The 19,243-nt window shown below is 34.8% G+C and carries 18 protein-coding genes; 14 read left to right on the top strand and 4 right to left on the bottom strand.

Going from position 1 to position 19,243, the window contains the following annotated elements; all coding sequences use genetic code 11:
* Window positions 1-41: 41 nt before the first annotated feature.
* The 4 genes from BB045_RS02430 to BB045_RS02415 all read left to right on the top strand — a co-directional run bounded on the left by BB045_RS02430 (window position 42) and on the right by BB045_RS02415 (window position 4,752).
* The gene (locus BB045_RS02430; RefSeq protein WP_070440925.1) at window positions 42-821 is read left to right on the top strand and encodes a CHAP domain-containing protein; all 780 of its coding nucleotides are present in this window, start codon (window positions 42-44) and stop codon (window positions 819-821) included.
* Between the two features lie 181 nt (window positions 822-1,002).
* Complete coding sequence (locus BB045_RS02425; RefSeq protein WP_037551523.1) at window positions 1,003-1,269, top strand: hypothetical protein; 267 nt, start codon at window positions 1,003-1,005, stop codon at window positions 1,267-1,269.
* A 201-nt stretch (window positions 1,270-1,470) separates the two neighbouring features.
* On the top strand, window positions 1,471-2,763 hold the full coding sequence (locus tag BB045_RS02420) for an anaerobic C4-dicarboxylate transporter family protein (protein WP_070440922.1): 1,293 nt from the start codon (window positions 1,471-1,473) through the stop codon (window positions 2,761-2,763).
* A 363-nt stretch (window positions 2,764-3,126) separates the two neighbouring features.
* On the top strand, window positions 3,127-4,752 hold the full coding sequence (locus BB045_RS02415) for a BCCT family transporter (RefSeq protein WP_070581000.1): 1,626 nt from the start codon (window positions 3,127-3,129) through the stop codon (window positions 4,750-4,752).
* Between the two features lie 59 nt (window positions 4,753-4,811).
* On the opposite strand, the gene cudC is transcribed toward BB045_RS02415, so the two are convergent.
* Window positions 4,812-5,366: a choline uptake/conversion transcriptional regulator CudC gene (cudC, locus tag BB045_RS02410; protein ID WP_037551526.1), complete on the bottom strand. Its 555-nt coding sequence runs from the start codon at window positions 5,364-5,366 to the stop codon at window positions 4,812-4,814.
* A 263-nt stretch (window positions 5,367-5,629) separates the two neighbouring features.
* Here cudC and betB point away from each other — a divergent pair, with 263 nt between their 5' ends.
* The 6 genes from betB (at window position 5,630) to mbcS (ending at window position 13,558) form a co-directional block, all read left to right on the top strand.
* The gene (gene betB / locus BB045_RS02405) at window positions 5,630-7,120 is read left to right on the top strand and encodes a betaine-aldehyde dehydrogenase (protein WP_070580998.1); all 1,491 of its coding nucleotides are present in this window, start codon (window positions 5,630-5,632) and stop codon (window positions 7,118-7,120) included.
* Between the two features lie 130 nt (window positions 7,121-7,250).
* Window positions 7,251-8,957 (top strand): choline dehydrogenase, encoded by a 1,707-nt coding sequence (gene betA / locus BB045_RS02400; protein ID WP_070580996.1) that lies wholly within the window; start codon window positions 7,251-7,253, stop codon window positions 8,955-8,957.
* A 783-nt stretch (window positions 8,958-9,740) separates the two neighbouring features.
* Window positions 9,741-10,922 carry an amidohydrolase gene (locus BB045_RS02390; protein ID WP_070485287.1) on the top strand — a complete coding sequence of 394 codons (1,182 nt, stop codon included), beginning with the start codon at window positions 9,741-9,743 and terminating at the stop codon, window positions 10,920-10,922.
* 116 nt (window positions 10,923-11,038) lie between these two features.
* Window positions 11,039-11,251, top strand: coding sequence for a YozE family protein (locus tag BB045_RS02385; RefSeq protein ID WP_070485289.1), 213 nt, complete (start codon window positions 11,039-11,041; stop codon window positions 11,249-11,251).
* Between the two features lie 71 nt (window positions 11,252-11,322).
* A complete protein-coding gene (locus tag BB045_RS02380) occupies window positions 11,323-11,796 on the top strand; it encodes an antibiotic biosynthesis monooxygenase family protein (RefSeq protein WP_070580993.1) in 474 nt (157 codons plus the stop codon).
* 166 nt (window positions 11,797-11,962) lie between these two features.
* Window positions 11,963-13,558 (top strand): acyl-CoA synthetase MbcS, encoded by a 1,596-nt coding sequence (gene mbcS / locus BB045_RS02375; RefSeq protein ID WP_037551533.1) that lies wholly within the window; start codon window positions 11,963-11,965, stop codon window positions 13,556-13,558.
* Window positions 13,559-13,675: 117 nt separating this feature from the next.
* Here mbcS and BB045_RS12220 read toward each other — a convergent pair whose 3' ends face one another.
* Genes BB045_RS12220 through BB045_RS12210 form a run of 3 tightly spaced genes read right to left on the bottom strand, consistent with a single transcriptional unit; the run spans window position 13,676 to window position 14,446 of the window.
* Window positions 13,676-13,813, bottom strand: coding sequence for an SDR family oxidoreductase (locus BB045_RS12220; RefSeq protein ID WP_218085721.1), 138 nt, complete (start codon window positions 13,811-13,813; stop codon window positions 13,676-13,678).
* Between the two features lie 17 nt (window positions 13,814-13,830).
* The gene (locus tag BB045_RS12215; protein ID WP_218084862.1) at window positions 13,831-14,319 is read right to left on the bottom strand and encodes an SDR family NAD(P)-dependent oxidoreductase; all 489 of its coding nucleotides are present in this window, start codon (window positions 14,317-14,319) and stop codon (window positions 13,831-13,833) included.
* Window positions 14,306-14,446: a hypothetical protein gene (locus tag BB045_RS12210; RefSeq protein WP_218085300.1), complete on the bottom strand. Its 141-nt coding sequence runs from the start codon at window positions 14,444-14,446 to the stop codon at window positions 14,306-14,308. Before BB045_RS12210 ends, BB045_RS12215 begins: the two co-directional genes overlap by 14 nt.
* Before the next feature lie 120 nt (window positions 14,447-14,566).
* Here BB045_RS12210 and BB045_RS02365 point away from each other — a divergent pair, with 120 nt between their 5' ends.
* From BB045_RS02365 to BB045_RS02350, 4 genes are all read left to right on the top strand, one after another.
* The gene (locus BB045_RS02365) at window positions 14,567-14,746 is read left to right on the top strand and encodes a helix-turn-helix domain-containing protein (protein ID WP_070440913.1); all 180 of its coding nucleotides are present in this window, start codon (window positions 14,567-14,569) and stop codon (window positions 14,744-14,746) included.
* A gap of 9 nt (window positions 14,747-14,755) precedes the next feature.
* Complete coding sequence (locus BB045_RS02360; protein WP_070580991.1) at window positions 14,756-15,448, top strand: LysR family transcriptional regulator substrate-binding protein; 693 nt, start codon at window positions 14,756-14,758, stop codon at window positions 15,446-15,448.
* A gap of 206 nt (window positions 15,449-15,654) precedes the next feature.
* Window positions 15,655-18,282, top strand: a complete 2,628-nt coding sequence (gene ppdK / locus BB045_RS02355) for a pyruvate, phosphate dikinase (protein WP_070632631.1) — start codon at window positions 15,655-15,657, stop codon at window positions 18,280-18,282.
* Between the two features lies 1 nt (window position 18,283).
* Window positions 18,284-19,114, top strand: coding sequence for a pyruvate, water dikinase regulatory protein (locus tag BB045_RS02350; protein ID WP_037551536.1), 831 nt, complete (start codon window positions 18,284-18,286; stop codon window positions 19,112-19,114).
* Window positions 19,115-19,243: the final 129 nt, after the last annotated feature.

The following is a 19,243-nucleotide window of genomic DNA, read 5'->3' as shown; positions in this document are numbered from 1 at the left end:
AGAAAAAATAAGCTTTAAACATTCTAGGAGGATATTTTATTATGAAAAAGATCGCTACAGCTACAATTGCAACAGCAGGTATTGCAACATTCGGATTAGCACATCAAGATGCAAACGCAGCGGAAAACAATAATGGATATAACCCTAATGACCCATATTCATATAGTTACACTTACACAATTGACCAACAAGGTAATTATCATTATGAATGGCAAGGTAACTGGAGCCCATCTCAAGTTCAACAAGGTGGTCAACAAAACACTGGCAACCAAGCAGTAAATAATACTCAATCAAACAATAACTACAACTATAATTACAATAACAATCAATCAAACCAATACACTCAATCATACACAGCAAACAATAATGCTGGCGGTGGTTTAGGTGCTAGTTATTCAACTTCAGATCGTAACGTTAAAGTCACAACTCAAAACGCACCAACTACACAATCAACTAGTTCAAGTTCTAGTAGCGAAGCATTAGCTGGTAAATCAAGTGGAGGTTCTAACCTTTACACTGCAGGTCAATGTACGTATTATGTATATGACAAAGTAGGCGGTAAAATTGGTAGCACTTGGGGTAACGCAAATAACTGGGCAACTGCAGCAGCTGCAGATGGCTACACAGTTAATAACACACCTAAAGCAGGTGCAGTAATGCAAACATCTCAAGGTGCATACGGTCACGTTGCATATGTTGAAAGTGTAAACGATGATGGTTCAGTTAAAGTTTCAGAAATGAACTATAATGGTGGACCTGGTGTCGTTTCATCACGTACAATCTCAGCTAGCCAAGCTGGTTCATACAACTACATTTCATAATTTGAAATCACTTTTAACCACGATTCCTTATCATACGGAGTCGTGGTTTTTTCTTTTGAGAAAAGACTGTGACAAGATAGGTATTCGTGTGATTGAAGCCCAACCATAAAGGGAAACATAATATAAAGAAGAATAATGCTTAAAGAATATTATGTTTAATTGTGAAGGAGGGTGAGTAGAGATGACGTTTGATGTGATTAAGTGGATTATATTAGCTCTAATTGCTATTGTAACTATTGCGATTATTTGTGGTCTCATTTGGGGTTCGTTATTAGAAGAACGAGCATATGATAAACGCTCTAAAAAAGAAAAACGAAAAGAAACTGAGAAAAATTTAGAAATGGCAAAAGGTCATACTGATAATAAAGGTGTAGATGGTGACTATGAAGAGGCACCAACTAAAGAAGGAACGCTCAAAGATGAGCATATTAATCATCGTGAGAAATAATGATTATAAAACCCTTGGAAGATGCTATATCAAGCATACTTTCAAGGGTTTTTAAATTGAATAGTAAGGTTGAATGTTCACATTTTATTTACATTTAATATCTCAATTTTTCTTCATTTCTATACTTTTAACATCTGCAAGTGATAAACTATGTATGTTAAAAAATCACAATAATTTTCAGAAAAGTTAGGAGCTTTCATCATGCTACTGTTTGTAGTAGAAATCATCATAATGATACTGGCTATTATATTAGGGCTTCGCACAGCTGGTGCATTAGGGTGTGGTATCTTCGCCATTGTGGCACAACTCATTATGATCTTTGGTTTTCAATTGCCTCCAGGTTCAGCGCCTGTCACTGCAGTTTTAATCATTTTATCTATTGGTATCGCAGGTGGTACTTTACAAGCTACAGGAGGAATAGACTATTTAGTCTTTCTTGCTTCTAAAATTATCGAGCGTTTCCCGAAATCCATTATTTTTATCGCACCAATGATTGTCTTTCTGTTTGTATTTGGTGTAGGTACCGCAAATATTGCGTTATCTTTAGAACCTATTATTGCTAAGACTGCTGTTAGAGCAAATATCCAACCTAAACGACCACTCACCGCATCTGTTTTGACTGCAAATTTAGCCTTATTATGTAGTCCTGCAGCATCAGCAACAGCTTACATCATATCAGTAATGGCTGGTTATCACATTTCAATGGGACAATATTTAAGTATTGTATTACCTACAGCGATTATTACGATGTTAATGTTAAGTGTCTTTTGTACATTTGTTGGTCGTAAGACAACGGTCACTGTAAGTGAAATTGCACATACACCTGAAGTGTCAGTCAAAAAATCATTTACAACGAAAACCAAATTAGGCGTAGTTGGATTTTTATTATGTGTTGCAGGTATATTAACTTTTGGTATTTTTCCAAATTTAATGCCTTCATTTAATGTTGATGGTGAACAAGTTAAAGTAACTATGACGGAAATCGTCCAATTCTTTATGTATTTGAGTGTCGCAATTAATTTATTAATGATAAAGATTAACACGAGTGATATATTGTCATCTAATATTGCGCAATCAGCTATTGGTGCACTCTTTGCAGTACTTGGCCCAGGTTGGTTAGGTGCTACTGTATTTAATGCACCGCAAAATTTAAAAATTATACAAGACGATATTGGACAAACAATTCAATCTATACCTTGGCTAGTCATTGTCTTAGTTGCCATAGTGGCAATGATCGTTATCTCGCAAACTGCAACAGCCTCCATTATGGTGCCGATTGTCATGAGTATGGGTATTCCACCAATGTATTTCATTGCAATGGTCCAAACGCTTAATGTCAATTTCGTCATTCCAGCACAGCCAACATTATTATTTGCAGTTAATCTAGATGAGACTGGACGCACACGTGCAACAAGTTTTATTATTCCAGGATTCTTTGCGATTGGTGTATCAATCGTGGTTGGATTTCTAATTAAATTTTTATTGGGATTATAGATTATAAGACCACTAATTTTGGGTAAATGCTCAAAGTTTAGTGGTCTTTTCTTTTGAAAATGAACAGGTATTTTAAAAGAATTTAAATAAATATAAATTCATAATAACAGTATTATTATGCAAAATTAATACAATATAAAATTTGTTAAATACGTTAAGTTTAAACTTAACACTGTTGTTATGGCAATTTTTAAAGCTTTAAAATATGTCTGAAATATATATTTATTCAATAAAAAGAAAAGTATAATTTGAATGGAATTTGCATTTTTATTTAATTTTAGATATCGTCAATATGTGAATAAACCGTGACAAGAAAGTGGTTTTTAATTTTTATCGAAACAACAATTTTGAGGAGGAACATAATTGAAACGAGAAAAAATTATGGATTGGCCGACTTTTATAGGGACGGTAATCGTATTACTTGTAGCTGTTACACCGATGATGGTATTTCCTAAGGCTAGTGAAAAAGTAATTACCGATATCAATAGCGCAATCTCCAATTCAATTGGATCCGTGTATTTATTTATGGGATTAATCATTCTATTCTTTGTACTATATATTGCATTCGGTCGTTATGGCAATGTAACACTTGGAAAGGCGACTGATAGACCAGAATTCAATAACTTTAGTTGGGCATCTATGCTCTTCTGTGCAGGTATTGGATCGGATATTTTATATTGGGGTGTCATTGAGTGGGCATTCTATTATCAAGTACCACCGAATGGTGCGAAAGCGATGTCTGATGAAGCACTTACATATGCAACGCAATATGGGATGTTCCATTGGGGACCAATCGCTTGGGCAATCTATGTGTTACCAGCGTTACCTATTGGTTATTTAGTATTTGTTAAGAAACAACCAATTTATAAAATCAGTCAAGCATGTCGTCCAGTTTTAAAAGGACAAACGGATAAATTCTTAGGTAAATTAGTGGATATATTATTTATTTTTGGTTTACTAGGAGGCGCAGCAACATCACTTGCTCTTGGAGTGCCAATGATTTCTGCTGGTATAGAGAAACTTACAGGAATCGATGGAGAGAATATGGTTGTGCGTTCAATCATTTTATTAACAATCACAGTAGTATTCGCAGTCAGTTCGTATTCTGGCTTGAAAAAGGGAATTCAAAAATTAAGTGATGTTAACGTATGGCTATCATTCTTATTATTAGGCTTTGTATTTATTGTTGGGCCTACTGTATTTATTATGGAAACAACGATTACAAGCTTTGGTAATATGTTGAGAGATTTCTTCCATATGGCCACTTGGATGGAACCTTTTGGTGGCATTAAGGGACGTAAAGAAACGAATTTCCCACAAGACTGGACAATATTCTATTGGTCATGGTGGTTAGTATATGCACCGTTTATCGGTCTATTCATCGCACGTATTTCAAAAGGACGTCGTCTTAAAGAAGTCATTCTAGGTACTATTATTTATGGTACATTAGGCTGTCTATTGTTCTTTGGTATATTTGGAAACTATGCTGTGTATTTACAAATTACAGGTGAATTTAATGTGATTAACTTTTTAAATACACACGGCACTGAAGCAACGATTATTCAAGTAATGCATCAATTACCATTCTCATCATTAATTGTTGTATTGTTCTTGATTTCTGCTTTCTTATTCTTGGCGACAACATTTGATTCAGGTTCATATATTTTAGCTGCTGCATCTCAGAAAAAAATTGTTGGAGAACCATTAAAGGCTAACCGTCTATTCTGGGCATTTGCGTTATGTCTTTTACCGTTCTCTCTTATGTTAGTTGGTGGTGAACGTGCGCTAGAAGTATTAAAAACAGCATCCTTACTGGCGAGTGTACCGTTAATTGTCATATTTATTTTTATGATGATATCGTTTATTATTACGCTTAATACAGATCGGATTAAACTGGAGACAAGAGCGGATAAACATAAAGAAATTGAGAGACGTTCATTACGTATTGTGCAAGTTAAAGAAAAATCAGATGATGATGACAACTTATAAATAAAAAAGAGCTAGCAGATTCTTCAAAGTTTTACACTTTAGAAAATCTGCTAGCTTTTTTAAATATCTTCTTTTTCTGGAATTGGGTAATGTTCGAATATCTGTCCACTTTCAATGGCATTACTTAAGTTTTCTAACCATTTACAATATTGCTTTGTGTGGTCTAATTGAGCTTGGATTTTATCGACTTCTGCTTTAGCATGTTCGTCTAAGTCAGCATTTTTTAATGTTTCGTCTAACAGTAATTGTGCCTTTTCGACCGCTTCTAAATTAGTATCAACTTCACGTTCCCACTTTTGTGTAAAGAAATTTCGGAAAAAATGGAAGAAGTTTTTTTCTGCAATGAAATGTTGTTTTCTGCTACCACGCGTAAATTGTTGTTTTACGATGTCGAATTCTTGTAATTTCTTGACACCAGCACTCATGCTAGGTTTGCTCATTTGTAAATGCTCACGCATCTCATCAAGCGTCATGCTTCCTTCGAAGACCATTGTGCCGTATAAATTGCCAACGCTACGATTCGTACCGTACAAATCCATCGTTTCACCGATTGAGTTAATCACAAGGTCTTTTGCTTCTTCAATTTTTTGATCATAATTCGTTGAACGTGCCATAGTGCACCTCCATTGTTACTTAGTAATTTTTCAAAAGAGAAATAAACGATGATGTTTATTTTTTCGATTCTAAATCATTATAAAGTGTTTGATGAAAAGTTTCAAAATCGCATATTCATTATTAGCACTTTTGATACTAAAATTTCAAGTTTATGTAAAAAATGTGCAGATATGTGTTGTTTGCAAGACTGTAAAAAGTGTGATAACCTAGTTTTGTAAAATTCGTTAAATAAAAATTTAACAAACTTAACGGAGGTCGTTTGATGGAACTTGTAGAGAAATTGTCTAATCGTCAATATATCGATGGTGAATGGGTAGAAAGTTCAAATAAAAATACAAGAGATATTATTAATCCTTATAACCAAGAAGTTATCTTTACGGTTGCAGAAGGTACTGCTGAAGATGCAGAAAGAGCAATACTTGCAGCACGTCGCGCATTTGAAGATGCCGAGTGGTCACTAGAAACAAGTGAAGTCAGAGGTAAAAAAGTAAAAGCAATTGCGGATAAAATAACAGAAAACCGTGATGAATTAGCCAAATTAGAAACTTTAGATACTGGTAAAACGTTAGAAGAATCATATGCGGATATGGATGATATAGCTAATGTATTTACTTACTTTGCAGGTTTAGCAGATAAAGATGGTGGTGAAATGATAAATTCACCAATTCCTAACACTGAGAGTAAAGTAGTTAAAGAACCTGTAGGTGTAGTTACTCAAATCACACCTTGGAACTATCCGTTACTTCAAGCTTCATGGAAGATCGCACCAGCTTTAGCAACAGGATGTTCACTCGTTATGAAACCAAGTGAAATTACGCCATTAACTACCATTCGTGTATTCGAATTAATGGAGAAAGTTGGCTTCCCTAAAGGCGTTATCAACTTAGTATTAAGTAGCGGTGAGGAAATTGGAGATACGTTATCAGGTCATGAAGAAGTAGACTTAGTTTCATTCACAGGCGGAATTGAAACAGGTAAACATATCATGAAGAATGCGGCCAATCATGTAACTAACATCGCTTTAGAACTTGGTGGAAAGAACCCTAATATCATTTTTGATGATGCTGACTTTGAAGTTGCAGTAGATCAAGCGTTAAATGGTGGTTACTTCCACGCAGGTCAAGTATGTTCGGCAGGTTCACGTATATTAGTACACAACGATATTAAAGCTGACTTTGAAAAGGCATTAATCGATCGTGTCGGCAAAATTAAACTTGGTAATGGTTTCGATGATGATACAGAAATGGGACCAGTGATTTCTACAGAACATCGCAATAAGATTGAAGGTTACATGGAAATTGCAAAAGAAGAAGGCGCTACAATCGCTATTGGTGGTAAACGTCCAGAACGAGAAGATTTACAAGCTGGTTTGTTCTTTGAACCAACAGTGATTACAGATTGTGATACTTCAATGCGTATCGTTCAAGAAGAAGTCTTTGGACCAGTTGTGACAATTGAAGGATTTGATAGTGAAGAAGAAGCAATTAAATTAGCTAATGATTCTATTTATGGTTTAGCCGGTGCAGTATTCACTAAAGATATCGGTAAAGCACAACGTGTAGCTAATAAATTAAAACTTGGTACAGTTTGGATTAATGATTTCCATCCATACTTTGCACAGGCACCTTGGGGTGGCTATAAACAATCAGGTATTGGACGTGAACTAGGTAAAGAAGGCTTGGAAGAGTACTTAACTAGTAAACACATCTTAACTAACACAAACCCAGAACCAGTCAACTTCTTTAGTAAATAACAAGTCCATGCTAGAACTTTAGAGTCGTTATATTGGACTCTATTTATTTGAGTTATAAAGTTGTACGTATCGAACTTAAAACATGAAATAAAAAGACATAATAATCAATTTAAGGGAGGACGAATTTATAATGAGTAAAAAGAATTCATATGATTACGTCATTATTGGTGGCGGTAGTGCAGGATCAGTATTAGGTAATCGTTTAACAGAAGATAAAGATAAAGAGGTATTAGTGTTAGAGGCAGGACGTAGTGACTATCCTTGGGATTTATTCATTCAAATGCCAGCAGCATTAATGTTCCCATCAGGTAATCGTTTTTACGATTGGATTTATCAAACGGAAGAAGAACCGCATATGGGACGTAAAGTAGACCATGCACGTGGTAAAGTGCTTGGTGGCTCTAGTTCAATTAATGGTATGATTTACCAAAGAGGGAATCCAATGGACTATGAAGGATGGGCTGAACCAGAAGGTATGGAATCATGGGACTACGCACATTGTTTACCATACTTTAAACGTCTAGAGAAAACATACGGTGCTACACCATTTGATCAATTCAGAGGACATCACGGTCCAATTAAATTAAAACGTGGACCTGCAACAAATCCTTTATTCAAATCATTCTTTGATGCCGGTGTAGAAGCAGGTTACCATAAAACAAAAGATGTGAACGGATATAGACAAGAAGGGTTTGGACCGTTTGATAGCCAAGTGCATAATGGTCGTCGTGTTTCAGCATCAAGAGCTTACTTACACCCAGCAATGAAACGTAAAAACTTAACTGTTAAGACTCGTGCATTTGTCACTAAAATTCATTTTGATGGTAACAAAGCAACAGGGGTAACATTTAAACGTAATGGTAGATATCATACTGTTGAGGCTGGTGAAGTTATCTTATCTGGTGGAGCGTTCAACACGCCTCAATTATTACAATTATCAGGCATTGGTGACGCAGAATTCTTGAAATCTAAAGGTATAGAACCACGTATGCATTTACCAGGTGTTGGTGAAAACTTCGAAGACCACTTAGAAGTATATATTCAACACGAATGTAAAGAGCCTGTGTCACTTCAACCTAGCTTAGATGTTAAACGTATGCCATGGATTGGTTTACAATGGATATTCGCGCGTAAAGGTGCAGCAGCATCAAATCACTTTGAAGGTGGTGCTTTCGTAAGATCAAATAATCAAGTTGCATACCCTAACTTAATGTTCCACTTCTTACCAATTGCTGTAAGATATGATGGACAAAAAGCACCAGTAGCACATGGTTACCAAGTTCACGTAGGTCCTATGTATTCCAATTCACGTGGTAGCTTGAAAATTAAATCAAAAGACCCGTTTGAAAAACCAAGTATTGTCTTTAATTACCTTTCAACTAAAGAAGACGAACAAGAGTGGGTAGAAGCTATTCGAGTAGCCAGAAATATATTAGCACAAAAAGCAATGGATCCATTTAATGGTGGTGAAATTTCACCAGGACCATCAGTACAAACAGACGAAGAAATCTTGGATTGGGTACGTAGAGATGGTGAAACAGCATTGCATCCATCTTGTAGTGCTAAAATGGGACCTGCCTCAGATCCAATGTCTGTTGTTGACCCATTAACAATGAAAGTTCACGGTATGGAAAATTTACGTGTTGTTGACGCTTCGGCTATGCCTCGTACAACAAACGGTAATATTCATGCACCAGTTTTAATGCTTGCTGAAAAAGCAGCAGATATCATCCGTGGTAAGAAACCATTGGAACCGCAATATGTAGATTATTATAAACATGGCGTAAGCGATGAAAACACTGGCGCAATGGAATTTGATCCATATTACCAACACTAATTATAAAATACTATATTAATAATCTAGAACCAGTATAATTAATAAATCAATGTTACTTTACAAATTTGCAGTAGCTGACTGAATTGAGAAGGCGTTTAAATTAAGCTTTTATTAGTTCTAGTTATCCCTGAAGGGGGAGTGGGACAATGAATTCAAAATGAATTCTGACTCACTCCCCCTTTTCTATTTAACTTTTGATTTTAAACATTCAGAACAATATCACGTTATTAAAACCTTCTTAGTCATCAAAGTTTGATATTATAGATAGAAAGAAGTGATTGAGAAGGGCGGATGAATACCTCTTGAATACTAATTATGAAATCACGTTTGACACTAAGAAGGATGATATAGCCTCTGATTATTTATCACTTAATTTAATTTTAAAAGGTAACGTCACATGTCAATGTGAAAATCAAAATAAGCACTATCATGTTGGAGATTTAATATTAATCAATAGCTATCAAAACTTTTTGATTTTAGAAGATTCAGATGTAATTTATATGTCGCTCCGACTGTCTAATAATTATTTTTCTCATTACATTGAAGATAAGAATATTTATTTTCATTTTGAATCGGTTCCTAAACAACAATCTAAATAATTAACGATAATCATTTTACAGAGGCGTATACAAGCATTTATCAAAGCTTGCATATGCTTCTTTTTTTCGGGAAAAGCAGACTATAAAATGGATGTAACATTGAATCATGTTTGGAACATATGAAACCGTGACACAACATTGTTAAAAGAGAAAAGCATATAATGAGGAAAAAGGAGTGGATATAATGATGAAAGAACTAGTAAAACGTCTACAAGAGAAAGAAGAAAAGATGATTGAAATTCGTAGACACTTACATGAACATCCAGAATTATCATTCCAAGAATCAGAAACACCTAAATATATTGCTGATTTCTATAAAGACAAAGATTGTGAAGTTAAAACAAATGTCGGTGAAAATGGTGTGAAAGTGACTATCGATAGCGGTAATCCTGGAAAAACAATTGCGATTAGAGCAGACTTTGATGCTTTACCAATCCAAGAAGATACTGGATTGTCATTTGCGTCTAAAAATGATGGTGTGATGCATGCATGTGGTCATGATGCGCATACCGCGTATATGTTAATATTAGCTGAAACGTTAATTGAAATGAAAGATCAATTTAATGGTAAAGTGATTGTTATTCACCAACCAGCTGAAGAAATGCCTCCAGGCGGTGCCAAAGGCATGATTGAAGATGGTGTGCTAGATGGAGTCGATCATGTTCTAGGTACACATGTAATGACAAATATGGAACCGGGTAAAGTGTTTTATCGTCCTGAAAATGTTCAAACAGGACGCTCATACTTTAAGTTAACGATACAAGGTGAAGGTGGTCATGGTTCATCACCTCATACAGCAAACGATGCGATTGTCGCTGGTGCTAACTTTGTTACTACTGCACAAACAATCGTTTCACGTCGCCTTAACCCGTTTGAAACAGGTGTTGTAACAATTGGCTCATTTGATGGTAAAGGTCAATTTAATGTCATTAAAGATAAAATCGAGCTTGAAGGTGATGTGCGTGCATTAACCGATGCTACACGTGATAAAATTGCTGACGAATTACAACAAATGGTCAAAGGTCTTGAAGCAACATTTGGTGTTAAATGTGACTTTGAGTTTAGTAAAGACTATCCGGCATTATATAATGACCCTGATTTTACAAATTATGTTGCAGAAACTATTAAAAAAGCTGATTTAGATGATGTAAAAGGGGTAGAAGAATGTGAAGCACAACCGCCATCAGAAGATTTCGCATTTTACGCTAAAACATTGCCAAGCACATTTATTTATTCAGGTGCTGCGCCTCAAGATGGAAAAGCGTATCCTCATCATCATCCTAAATTTAAAATTGATGAGAAAAGTATGTTAGTCGCAGCAGAAGCTGTGGGTGCAGTTGTGTTAGATTACTTAAATTCTAAATAAAAAATGCTTATCTCAACTTAGTCAACAAAACTTCAGAAATTGTTGGCTTTCCAGTACTAGTGTAAAGCTATGTATCATGATAGTATTAGCGTATATCTAAACACTGGGGTGAGATAATGAGTTTTTACGAATTTATGCAGGGATTTATTGGTGACCAAACCCCTTTAGGAGAACTTGCACATTGGATTAACCAAGATCAGTATTTTCCTAAGTATGAACGAATTTCTGATAACATACTTAGTTATTTTACGAAAATTACAACATTGGACCACGAATTTTTAGAAATCGTAAAGCGTTCTATCTCGCTTTATGAACTAAGCCAATTATAATAACAGAACGCATATAGATATACGAATTTAATAGTAGCTCAGTGCTAGTTTAGAAATGAAGGATAAGAATCATGATTTTAAATGATAGTTACAAAACTTATGTAGTAGAAGAAAAAAACGATAACACGATTTCAATAAAGAAAAATAATGATGAACATCAATATGATGTGTTAGAAGTGATTGATGATTTATCAAATGATTCTTTTTGTGTGTTAAATCATTTATTTATTAATGAAGGTATGGAAGATGAATTCGAGAAGAAATTCTTAGAACGTCCTAAATACTTACAAAATGTTCCAGGATTTAAAGCTTTAAGATTTTTACGTCCACAAGTAGCAAGACGACACTATATTATTTTAACTTTATGGGAAGAACGTCAGGCATTTTATGATTGGCAGAATTCTAATGAATATAGTCAAACCCATAAACATAGAGGCACTGAACGTGGTGTTGATCGCAACATTGTTAATCGTGATTTATCTTATAATGTGCGTATTGAGCTATCTGGTTTAGAGTCAAAATTAGATTTAAGTCATATTTTCTAGTACAGATATAAAGATTAAGCCAATGTCATTGTTATCGACATATGTGCTTAATCTTTTTCAATTTCAAACCAAATTGTAAAAACGTTTACATAAATTATTTTGATTTCATCAGACTAAAGCGTTTGATAAGATAATAAATAAGGTCGAACTGAAAGGGAGTATAGTAATGGATAATTCAAGTTTATTAGCACCAGAGACTTACAATATTGTTTCAGAAATAGAGAAACATGCTTCTAATACATCGAAGAAAGCCCTAATTTATGAAAATGGGGTAGACGAACCAATTACAGTGACATATTCAGAATTAATTAAAAATGCCAATAAAGTGGGACATGTCTTATTAAATCACGGACTTAAAAAAGGTGATAAAGTATTAATCATGATGCCGAGAGCAATTATGACATATGAACTATATCTTGCTGCATTAAAACTGGGTATTGCGATTATTCCTAGTTCAGAAATGCTAAGAACTAAAGATTTACAATATCGAATTACACATGGTGAGATTAAAGCAGTAATTGCTAAATCTGATTTTATTGAAGAGTTCAAAGGCGTTAAAGAGTATGACGCATTAACGAAATTTATTATTGACGGACACGAAACGGACTGGATTAATATTGAAGATGAAAAAACATCACAAAGTGATACGTTAGATATTGAAAAAACTTCAAGAGACGATTTAGCCATCTTATCATATACATCTGGAACGACAGGAAATCCTAAGGCTGTTACACATTCTCATGGTTGGGGCTTTGCACACATGAAAATGGCGCCGGAACATTGGTTATGTATTAAAGAAGACGACTTAGTGTGGGCGACAGCTGCACCAGGTTGGCAAAAATGGGTATGGAGTCCGTTCTTATCAATTATGGGTTCAGGCGCAACAGCATTTGTTTATAATGGTAAATTCAACCCTTCTCGTTATCTTGAATTACTACAAGGCTTTGAAATCAATGTCTTATGTTGTACACCAACAGAATATCGTATGATGGCGAAATTAGACAATTTACAAGAATATAACTTAGAACACCTTCACAGTGCTGTATCAGCAGGAGAGCCATTAAACCGTGAAGTTGTAGAACAATTCCGTAGTAACTTTAATTTAACGGTGCGTGATGGTTATGGACAAACAGAGAGTACTTTATTAATCGGGTTCCTAAAAGACACTAAATCACGACCAGGTTCAATGGGTAAAGAAATCCCAGGTAGCCGTGTTACTATTGTTGATGATGAAGGACAACCGGTTGAAACAAATGTTAAAGGAAATATTGCTTTGCCACTTGATTTCCCTGGTTTGTTTAAAGGTTATTATAAAGATGAAGAACGTACGAAAGCAGCTCAAGCAGGTGACTATTACATTACTGGAGACTTAGCGCATATAGATGAAGATGGCTATTTCTGGTTTGAAGGTCGACGAGATGATATTATCATCAGTTCAGGCTATACAATTGGACCGTTTGAAGTTGAAGATGCCTTAACAAATCACCCGGTCGTTAAAGAATGTGCTGTTGTAGCAAGTCCTCATGAAATTCGAGGCAACATTGTTAAAGCATTCGTTATTTTACAAGATAATTATCAAGGTAATGATGACCTTGTTAAAGAATTACAAACTTTTGCGAAGAATGAAGTAGCACCATATAAATACCCACGTGCAATTGAATTTGTAGACTCATTACCTAAAACAAATTCAGGTAAAATCCGTCGTGTTGAATTACGCGATGCTGAACGTGAGAAATATAATAAAGAAAATGGATTTAAATAATATCGATTTCAATGTATAAAAGACACCTCGTTAAATGCTTTGGTCATCTAACGAGGTGTTATTTTTGTGTATCAGTTTGTATTTGATTGAGTAATCGATACCAATTGATGAAGCATATTATCTTGCAGTATATCCACCGTCTACAGTTAATGTCGCACCTGTAATAAATCGAGTTTCATCACTTGCTAAGAATAATACTGCATTGGCAACGTCTACAGGTTCACCTAAATAGCCAATAGGATGGTGTTCAGACATTTTAGCAGTATAAGCCTCTAAACCACCTTCTGTTCTACATCGAGTTTTTTCACTAAAGGTGTTAATAATGTACCTGGATGTACATAGTTAACACGAATGTGATTTTTACCAAAGCTGATGGCATCTTGTCGTGTCATATTTGTAACATCACCTTTAGCAGCTGCGTATGGTGTGAGTTCATCTGTACCGACTAAACCTAAGATAGATGAGAAGTTGACGATTGAACCGCCACCGTTTTCACGTAAGAGTGTTACAGCATGTTTAGTACAGAAGAATACGCCTTTTACATCGACTGCAAATACTTGATCCCATTCTTCTTCAGTGAGTTGGTCTGTCGTTTTACCTGCACCAGTTATACCCGCACAATTAATGAGTATGTCTAATTTACCAATATCACGCTTAATATGTGTAAATGTTTCATCAACACTAGCTTCTTTAGAAACGTCTAAAACATAACCATATACCTTTTGATTAGTTTCTTTAGAAAGTGTGTCAACCCGCTTGATTGACTACATCTTCTTTAAGGTCTGAAATGGTAACTGTTGCACCCTCTTCAACAAAACGCTTAGCAGTTTCGAAGCCCATGCCATCACCTGAATCAGTAATTAAAGCTACTTTGTTTTCTAGTCTCATAATAATCCTCTTTTCAAAAATAGTCTCATCACAATTTGATGGTATCATCGGAAATATATAATGTATAATGCATAATAATTATATTTTTATAACTTAAAGTTATGGTTTGAGGTGTAGCGTTTGGAGATTATAAAGCTCAAATATTTTAAAGTGGTAGCTAATATGAATAATATTACAGAGGCAGCAAAGCGACTGAATATTTCTCAACCAGCACTTAGTAAGGCGATTACATCAATTGAAGATGAGTTTGGTGTGGCATTATTTGACCGGAAAGATAGACATATCTACTTAAACCGATAGGGTGAATTAATGCTGAATTATATCGATAGTGCATTTAGGGAGTTAAATGAAGGTGAACGTATAATCAAAGAATTAACAGGTGTCGAAAGTGGTCAAGTTACTTTTGCAGTAACATTTCCATATGTCATGCCATTACTCATTCAAAATTACGTGTCACGACATCCCAATATTAAAATTAAGCAATATCAAGCAATATCTGAACGGGCACCTCATTTGATTTTAAATAACGAAGTAGATTTTGCTATATCATCTTTTAAAATTGAACATCGCGATATTAGTTGGGAACCTATCATACAAGATGATATTTATTTAACTGTTAGTAAAGAACATCCTCTCTCTCAATGTACTTCTCTTGAATTAACACAAATTAAAGATGAACGATTGATAGGTCAAATTGAAGGTTATGGTTTTCGAGATACGATAGATCACATTTTAAAACAAGAAGGGATTGTTCCTAATTATCAAGTAGAGGTTGAGGATTCGAGCGCTATCTTAAAACTAGTACCTATGAATATAGGCATCTCATTCACACCTAAACAAGCCTTAAGAAATTTGGATAAGCAAATTGTAGCAATACCTATTAACAATGAACATTGTTATAGGGAGATTGGTTTAGCTTATAAAAAATCTCATTACTTTACAGAAGTAGCGTGGTCATTTAAGACATTTGCGACTAATTATTTTCAAAATCATATCACTTAAACTGAATAATATATAAATAGTATGACACAATTAAAGCGTGCAAAACAGACTTTTAGTTATTCTTATAAGGCCGTTTTATGCTTTAATTGTGTCTTTTTTATAAATATTGAAACTAAATGTGATGTTTTTAATTGTATTTATTTCGATTTTATGACATACTCAATGATAATTAGTATGACATAATAATTAATTGAGGTGACATTATAATGACGAAATATATTTATGCTTTTGATGAAGGACAAAAATCGATGAAAGATTTACTTGGAGGTAAAGGTGCTAACCTATCTGAAATGAAACGTTTAGGTTTACCTGTGCCAGACGGTTTTACAATAACAACTGCCGCTTGTATTGAATACTTAAGACAAGGCAAATCATTATCAACTGATGTAAAAACACAATTAATTGATCATCTTGTTGACTTTTCAGAGAGAACTGGGAAAGCATTCTCATCAGATGCTAACTTATTACTTGTATCTGTACGAAGCGGTGCAAAAATATCGATGCCTGGTATGATGGATACAATTCTTAACTTGGGATTAAATGACGATAACGTAAAGAAACTTGCAGATAAAACAGGTGATGCTCGCTTTGCATATGACTGTTACCGTCGCTTACTACAAATGTTCGGTGAAGTGGTATACAACGTTCCGATGCAAGCATTTGATACATATTTTGAAGATTATAAACAACGTCACAACTTTGAAAATGACGCTGCAATTACAGCTGAAGGTTTACAAGAAATTTGTGAACGTTTCAAAGACATTTATATGGAAGAAGTTTATAAACCGTTCCCTCAAGAACCTTTGAAACAATTAGAAGAAGCAATCGAAGCGGTCTTTAAGTCTTGGGATAATGACCGTGCACGAATTTATCGTGATTTAAATGATATTCCACATGACATAGGTACTGCTGTTAATATCCAAGAAATGGTATTTGGTAATAGTGGTAATAATAGTGGAACAGGTGTTGCATTTACTCGTAATCCTGTGAGCGGAGAAAATAAATTATTTGGTGAATATTTATTAAATGCACAGGGTGAAGATGTCGTAGCTGGTATTCGTACACCAAAAGACATTTCAACTTTACACGATCAAATGCCTGACGTACATCGAGAATTTGTTGAAGTAACGAAACAACTTGAACAGCATTATAAAGATATGCAAGATATTGAATTTACAATTGAAAATGGAAAGTTATACTTATTACAAACTCGTAATGGTAAACGTACGGCACGTGCAGCAATTAAAATAGCAGTAGATTTAGTAGATGAAGGTGTCATTAAAAAAGAAGAAGCGATGTCAAATGTTGATGTGAAATCAATCGACCAATTATTACATCCTAATTTTGATGAAAAAGCATTAAAACAAGCAACTGAAATTTCAAAAATAGGTTTACCTGCAAGTCCAGGGGCAGCTACAGGGCAAATTGTATTTTCAGCTGAAGATGCTAAGGCACAAGTTGATGCAGGTAAGAAAGTTATCTTAATGCGTCCGGAAACGTCTCCTGAAGATATAGAAGGTATGATTGCGAGTGAAGCAATCGTAACAACACACGGAGGTATGACATCTCACGCAGCAGTTGTAGCTCGTGGTATGGGTAAATGTTGTGTGACAGGTTGTTCGGATTTAGAAATCAATACTGTAGCAAAGACAGTTTGCTATGATGGTGGGGAACTTCATGAAGGCGATACAATTTCAGTTGATGGTACTAAAGGTGACATCTACATAGGTGAGATTGAAACAGTCAGTGCTGAACACAGTGAAGAGTTCACTCAATTTATGGAATGGTCAGAGGATATTGCACGCTTGAATGTTCGAATGAACGCAGAGACGCCTCAAGATATTAAAGCGGGTTATGACTTTGGTTCTAAAGGTATTGGTTTAGTTCGTACGGAGCATATGTTCTTCGGAGCGGAACGTTTAGTTGAAATGCGACGATTTATTCTTTCATCTTCATATGAACAACGAGTAGAAGCTTTGAATAATATTCGTAAGTATCAAGTAGAAGACTTTGAAGCAATATTCCGATTATCTGGAGAGCGTCCTACAATTGTCCGTTTGCTTGATCCACCTTTACATGAGTTTTTACCTAATTCTGATGAAGATGTTGAAAATGTAGCACGACAACTCAACATTCCTAAAGAAGTATTGAATAAACGCATTGTAGATCTTCATGAAGTGAATCCAATGCTAGGACATCGTGGTTGTAGACTTGCAATCACATACCCTGAGTTATATGAAATGCAAGTTGAAGCGATTATGGGAAGCGTATTAAAACTTAAAAAAGAGGGTATAACATGTAAACCTGAAATTATGATTCCGCTAGTATCAACTGTGGAAGAATTCACAACGCTTAAAGAGAAATTGGTTAAAACCATTGAACAATTAGAGGATGAACAAGGTGACAGCGTACCATATTTAATTGGTACAATGATTGAAACACCGCGCGCATGTTTAGTAGCAGATGAATTAGCAAAACATTGTGATTTCTTTAGTTTCGGTACAAATGATTTAACGCAATTGACATTTGGTTTCTCAAGAGATGATGCAGGTAAATTTATAAATGTGTATACTGAAAGTAATATATTGAAGCTTGACCCATTCCAAACGTTAGATAGAGACGGTGTCGGAAAATTAATCGAAATTGCAGTTGAACAAGCTAAAAAAGTAAATCCGAAAATCAAAATCGGTGTATGTGGTGAATTAGGTGGAGATGCTAAGTCTATTCGTCGTTTCAATCAATTAGCGATAGACTATGTTTCATGCTCACCATTCCGAGTTCCAGGTGCAATTTTAGCAACAGCTCAGAGTCAAGCGGAGGAAAGCGAGCAGTAAAGTGAACGAAACTCAATCAAATGAACAAATTCTAAAGTTATTTATCGTATCAGATTCCATTGGCGAAACAGCACAACGAATGATTCATGCAACATTAACACAATTCCCTGATTTGCATAATGTTGAAATTAAGAAATTTCCATATATTAAAGATGAAGAGGAATTCTTAAATATTTTAAATTTAGCACGTGAACAACATGCGATTGTAGCGACGACGTTAGTAAGTGAATCCTTTAATGCATTGGGACATCAATTTGCACATGAACATGATATTCCTTATGTTGACTACATGTCTGATTTAATCAGCATTATTAAGAAGATAACACACAGTCAACCGCTTATGGAGAGCGGTGCGTTACGTAAATTAAATGATGAATATTTCAAGCGTATTGAAGCGATTGAATACTCTGTTAAATACGATGATGGTAAACATTTTACTGATATAGGTGAAGCGGATGCATTAATTGTTGGTGTGTCACGAACATCTAAAACACCATTAAGTATGTATTTAGCTAACAAAGGTTATAAAATAGCTAATATTCCATTGGTACCTGAAATTGAAATTCCTGATAATGTTTATAAACAAAAAGGGTTAAAAGTATTTGGATTAACTGCGAGTCCACAGTATATTGCAAACATACGAAAGAATCGTGCGGAAACGTTAGGTTTATCTAGTGAATCACGATACAATAACTTGGATCGTATTAAGAAAGAACTTGTATATGCTGAGGAAGTCTTTAAGAAATTAAATGCGACTGTTATCAATACGGAATATAAATCGATTGAAGAGTCAGCATTCTATATTGAGAAATTTTTACAACCTAAATTGTAATTGCAAGAATAAAGAAGTATTTGGTTACAGTTTTATAAGGTTAAAATGAGATGAATTTAAACACTTAGTTGCATATCTGTAACTAGGTGTTTTCTTATAAAAAATAGGTAGCGTTGATGCGTTCATTTT

The sequence above is a fragment of the Staphylococcus sp. MB377 genome (genome assembly GCF_001922505.1).
Lineage (GTDB): Bacteria > Bacillota > Bacilli > Staphylococcales > Staphylococcaceae > Staphylococcus > Staphylococcus haemolyticus.
This window is presented reverse-complemented; position numbering and strand designations above follow the sequence as displayed.

What these genes read in the sequence shown, in the direction of transcription:
- BB045_RS02430 (WP_070440925.1), top strand. Translation starts at nt 42, where the DNA reads ATGAAAAAGATCGCTACAGCTACAATTGCAACAGCAGGTATTGCAACA.
- ppdK (WP_070632631.1), top strand. Translation starts at nt 15,655, where the DNA reads ATGACGAAATATATTTATGCTTTTGATGAAGGACAAAAATCGATGAAA.
- betB (WP_070580998.1), top strand. Translation starts at nt 5,630, where the DNA reads ATGGAACTTGTAGAGAAATTGTCTAATCGTCAATATATCGATGGTGAA.
- cudC (WP_037551526.1), bottom strand. Translation starts at nt 5,366, where the DNA reads ATGGCACGTTCAACGAATTATGATCAAAAAATTGAAGAAGCAAAAGAC.
- BB045_RS02390 (WP_070485287.1), top strand. Translation starts at nt 9,741, where the DNA reads ATGATGAAAGAACTAGTAAAACGTCTACAAGAGAAAGAAGAAAAGATG.
- mbcS (WP_037551533.1), top strand. Translation starts at nt 11,963, where the DNA reads ATGGATAATTCAAGTTTATTAGCACCAGAGACTTACAATATTGTTTCA.
- BB045_RS02420 (WP_070440922.1), top strand. Translation starts at nt 1,471, where the DNA reads ATGCTACTGTTTGTAGTAGAAATCATCATAATGATACTGGCTATTATA.
- BB045_RS12220 (WP_218085721.1), bottom strand. Translation starts at nt 13,813, where the DNA reads ATGTCTGAACACCATCCTATTGGCTATTTAGGTGAACCTGTAGACGTT.
- BB045_RS12210 (WP_218085300.1), bottom strand. Translation starts at nt 14,446, where the DNA reads ATGAGACTAGAAAACAAAGTAGCTTTAATTACTGATTCAGGTGATGGC.
- BB045_RS02380 (WP_070580993.1), top strand. Translation starts at nt 11,323, where the DNA reads ATGATTTTAAATGATAGTTACAAAACTTATGTAGTAGAAGAAAAAAAC.
- betA (WP_070580996.1), top strand. Translation starts at nt 7,251, where the DNA reads ATGAGTAAAAAGAATTCATATGATTACGTCATTATTGGTGGCGGTAGT.
- BB045_RS02360 (WP_070580991.1), top strand. Translation starts at nt 14,756, where the DNA reads ATGCTGAATTATATCGATAGTGCATTTAGGGAGTTAAATGAAGGTGAA.
- BB045_RS02425 (WP_037551523.1), top strand. Translation starts at nt 1,003, where the DNA reads ATGACGTTTGATGTGATTAAGTGGATTATATTAGCTCTAATTGCTATT.
- BB045_RS02385 (WP_070485289.1), top strand. Translation starts at nt 11,039, where the DNA reads ATGAGTTTTTACGAATTTATGCAGGGATTTATTGGTGACCAAACCCCT.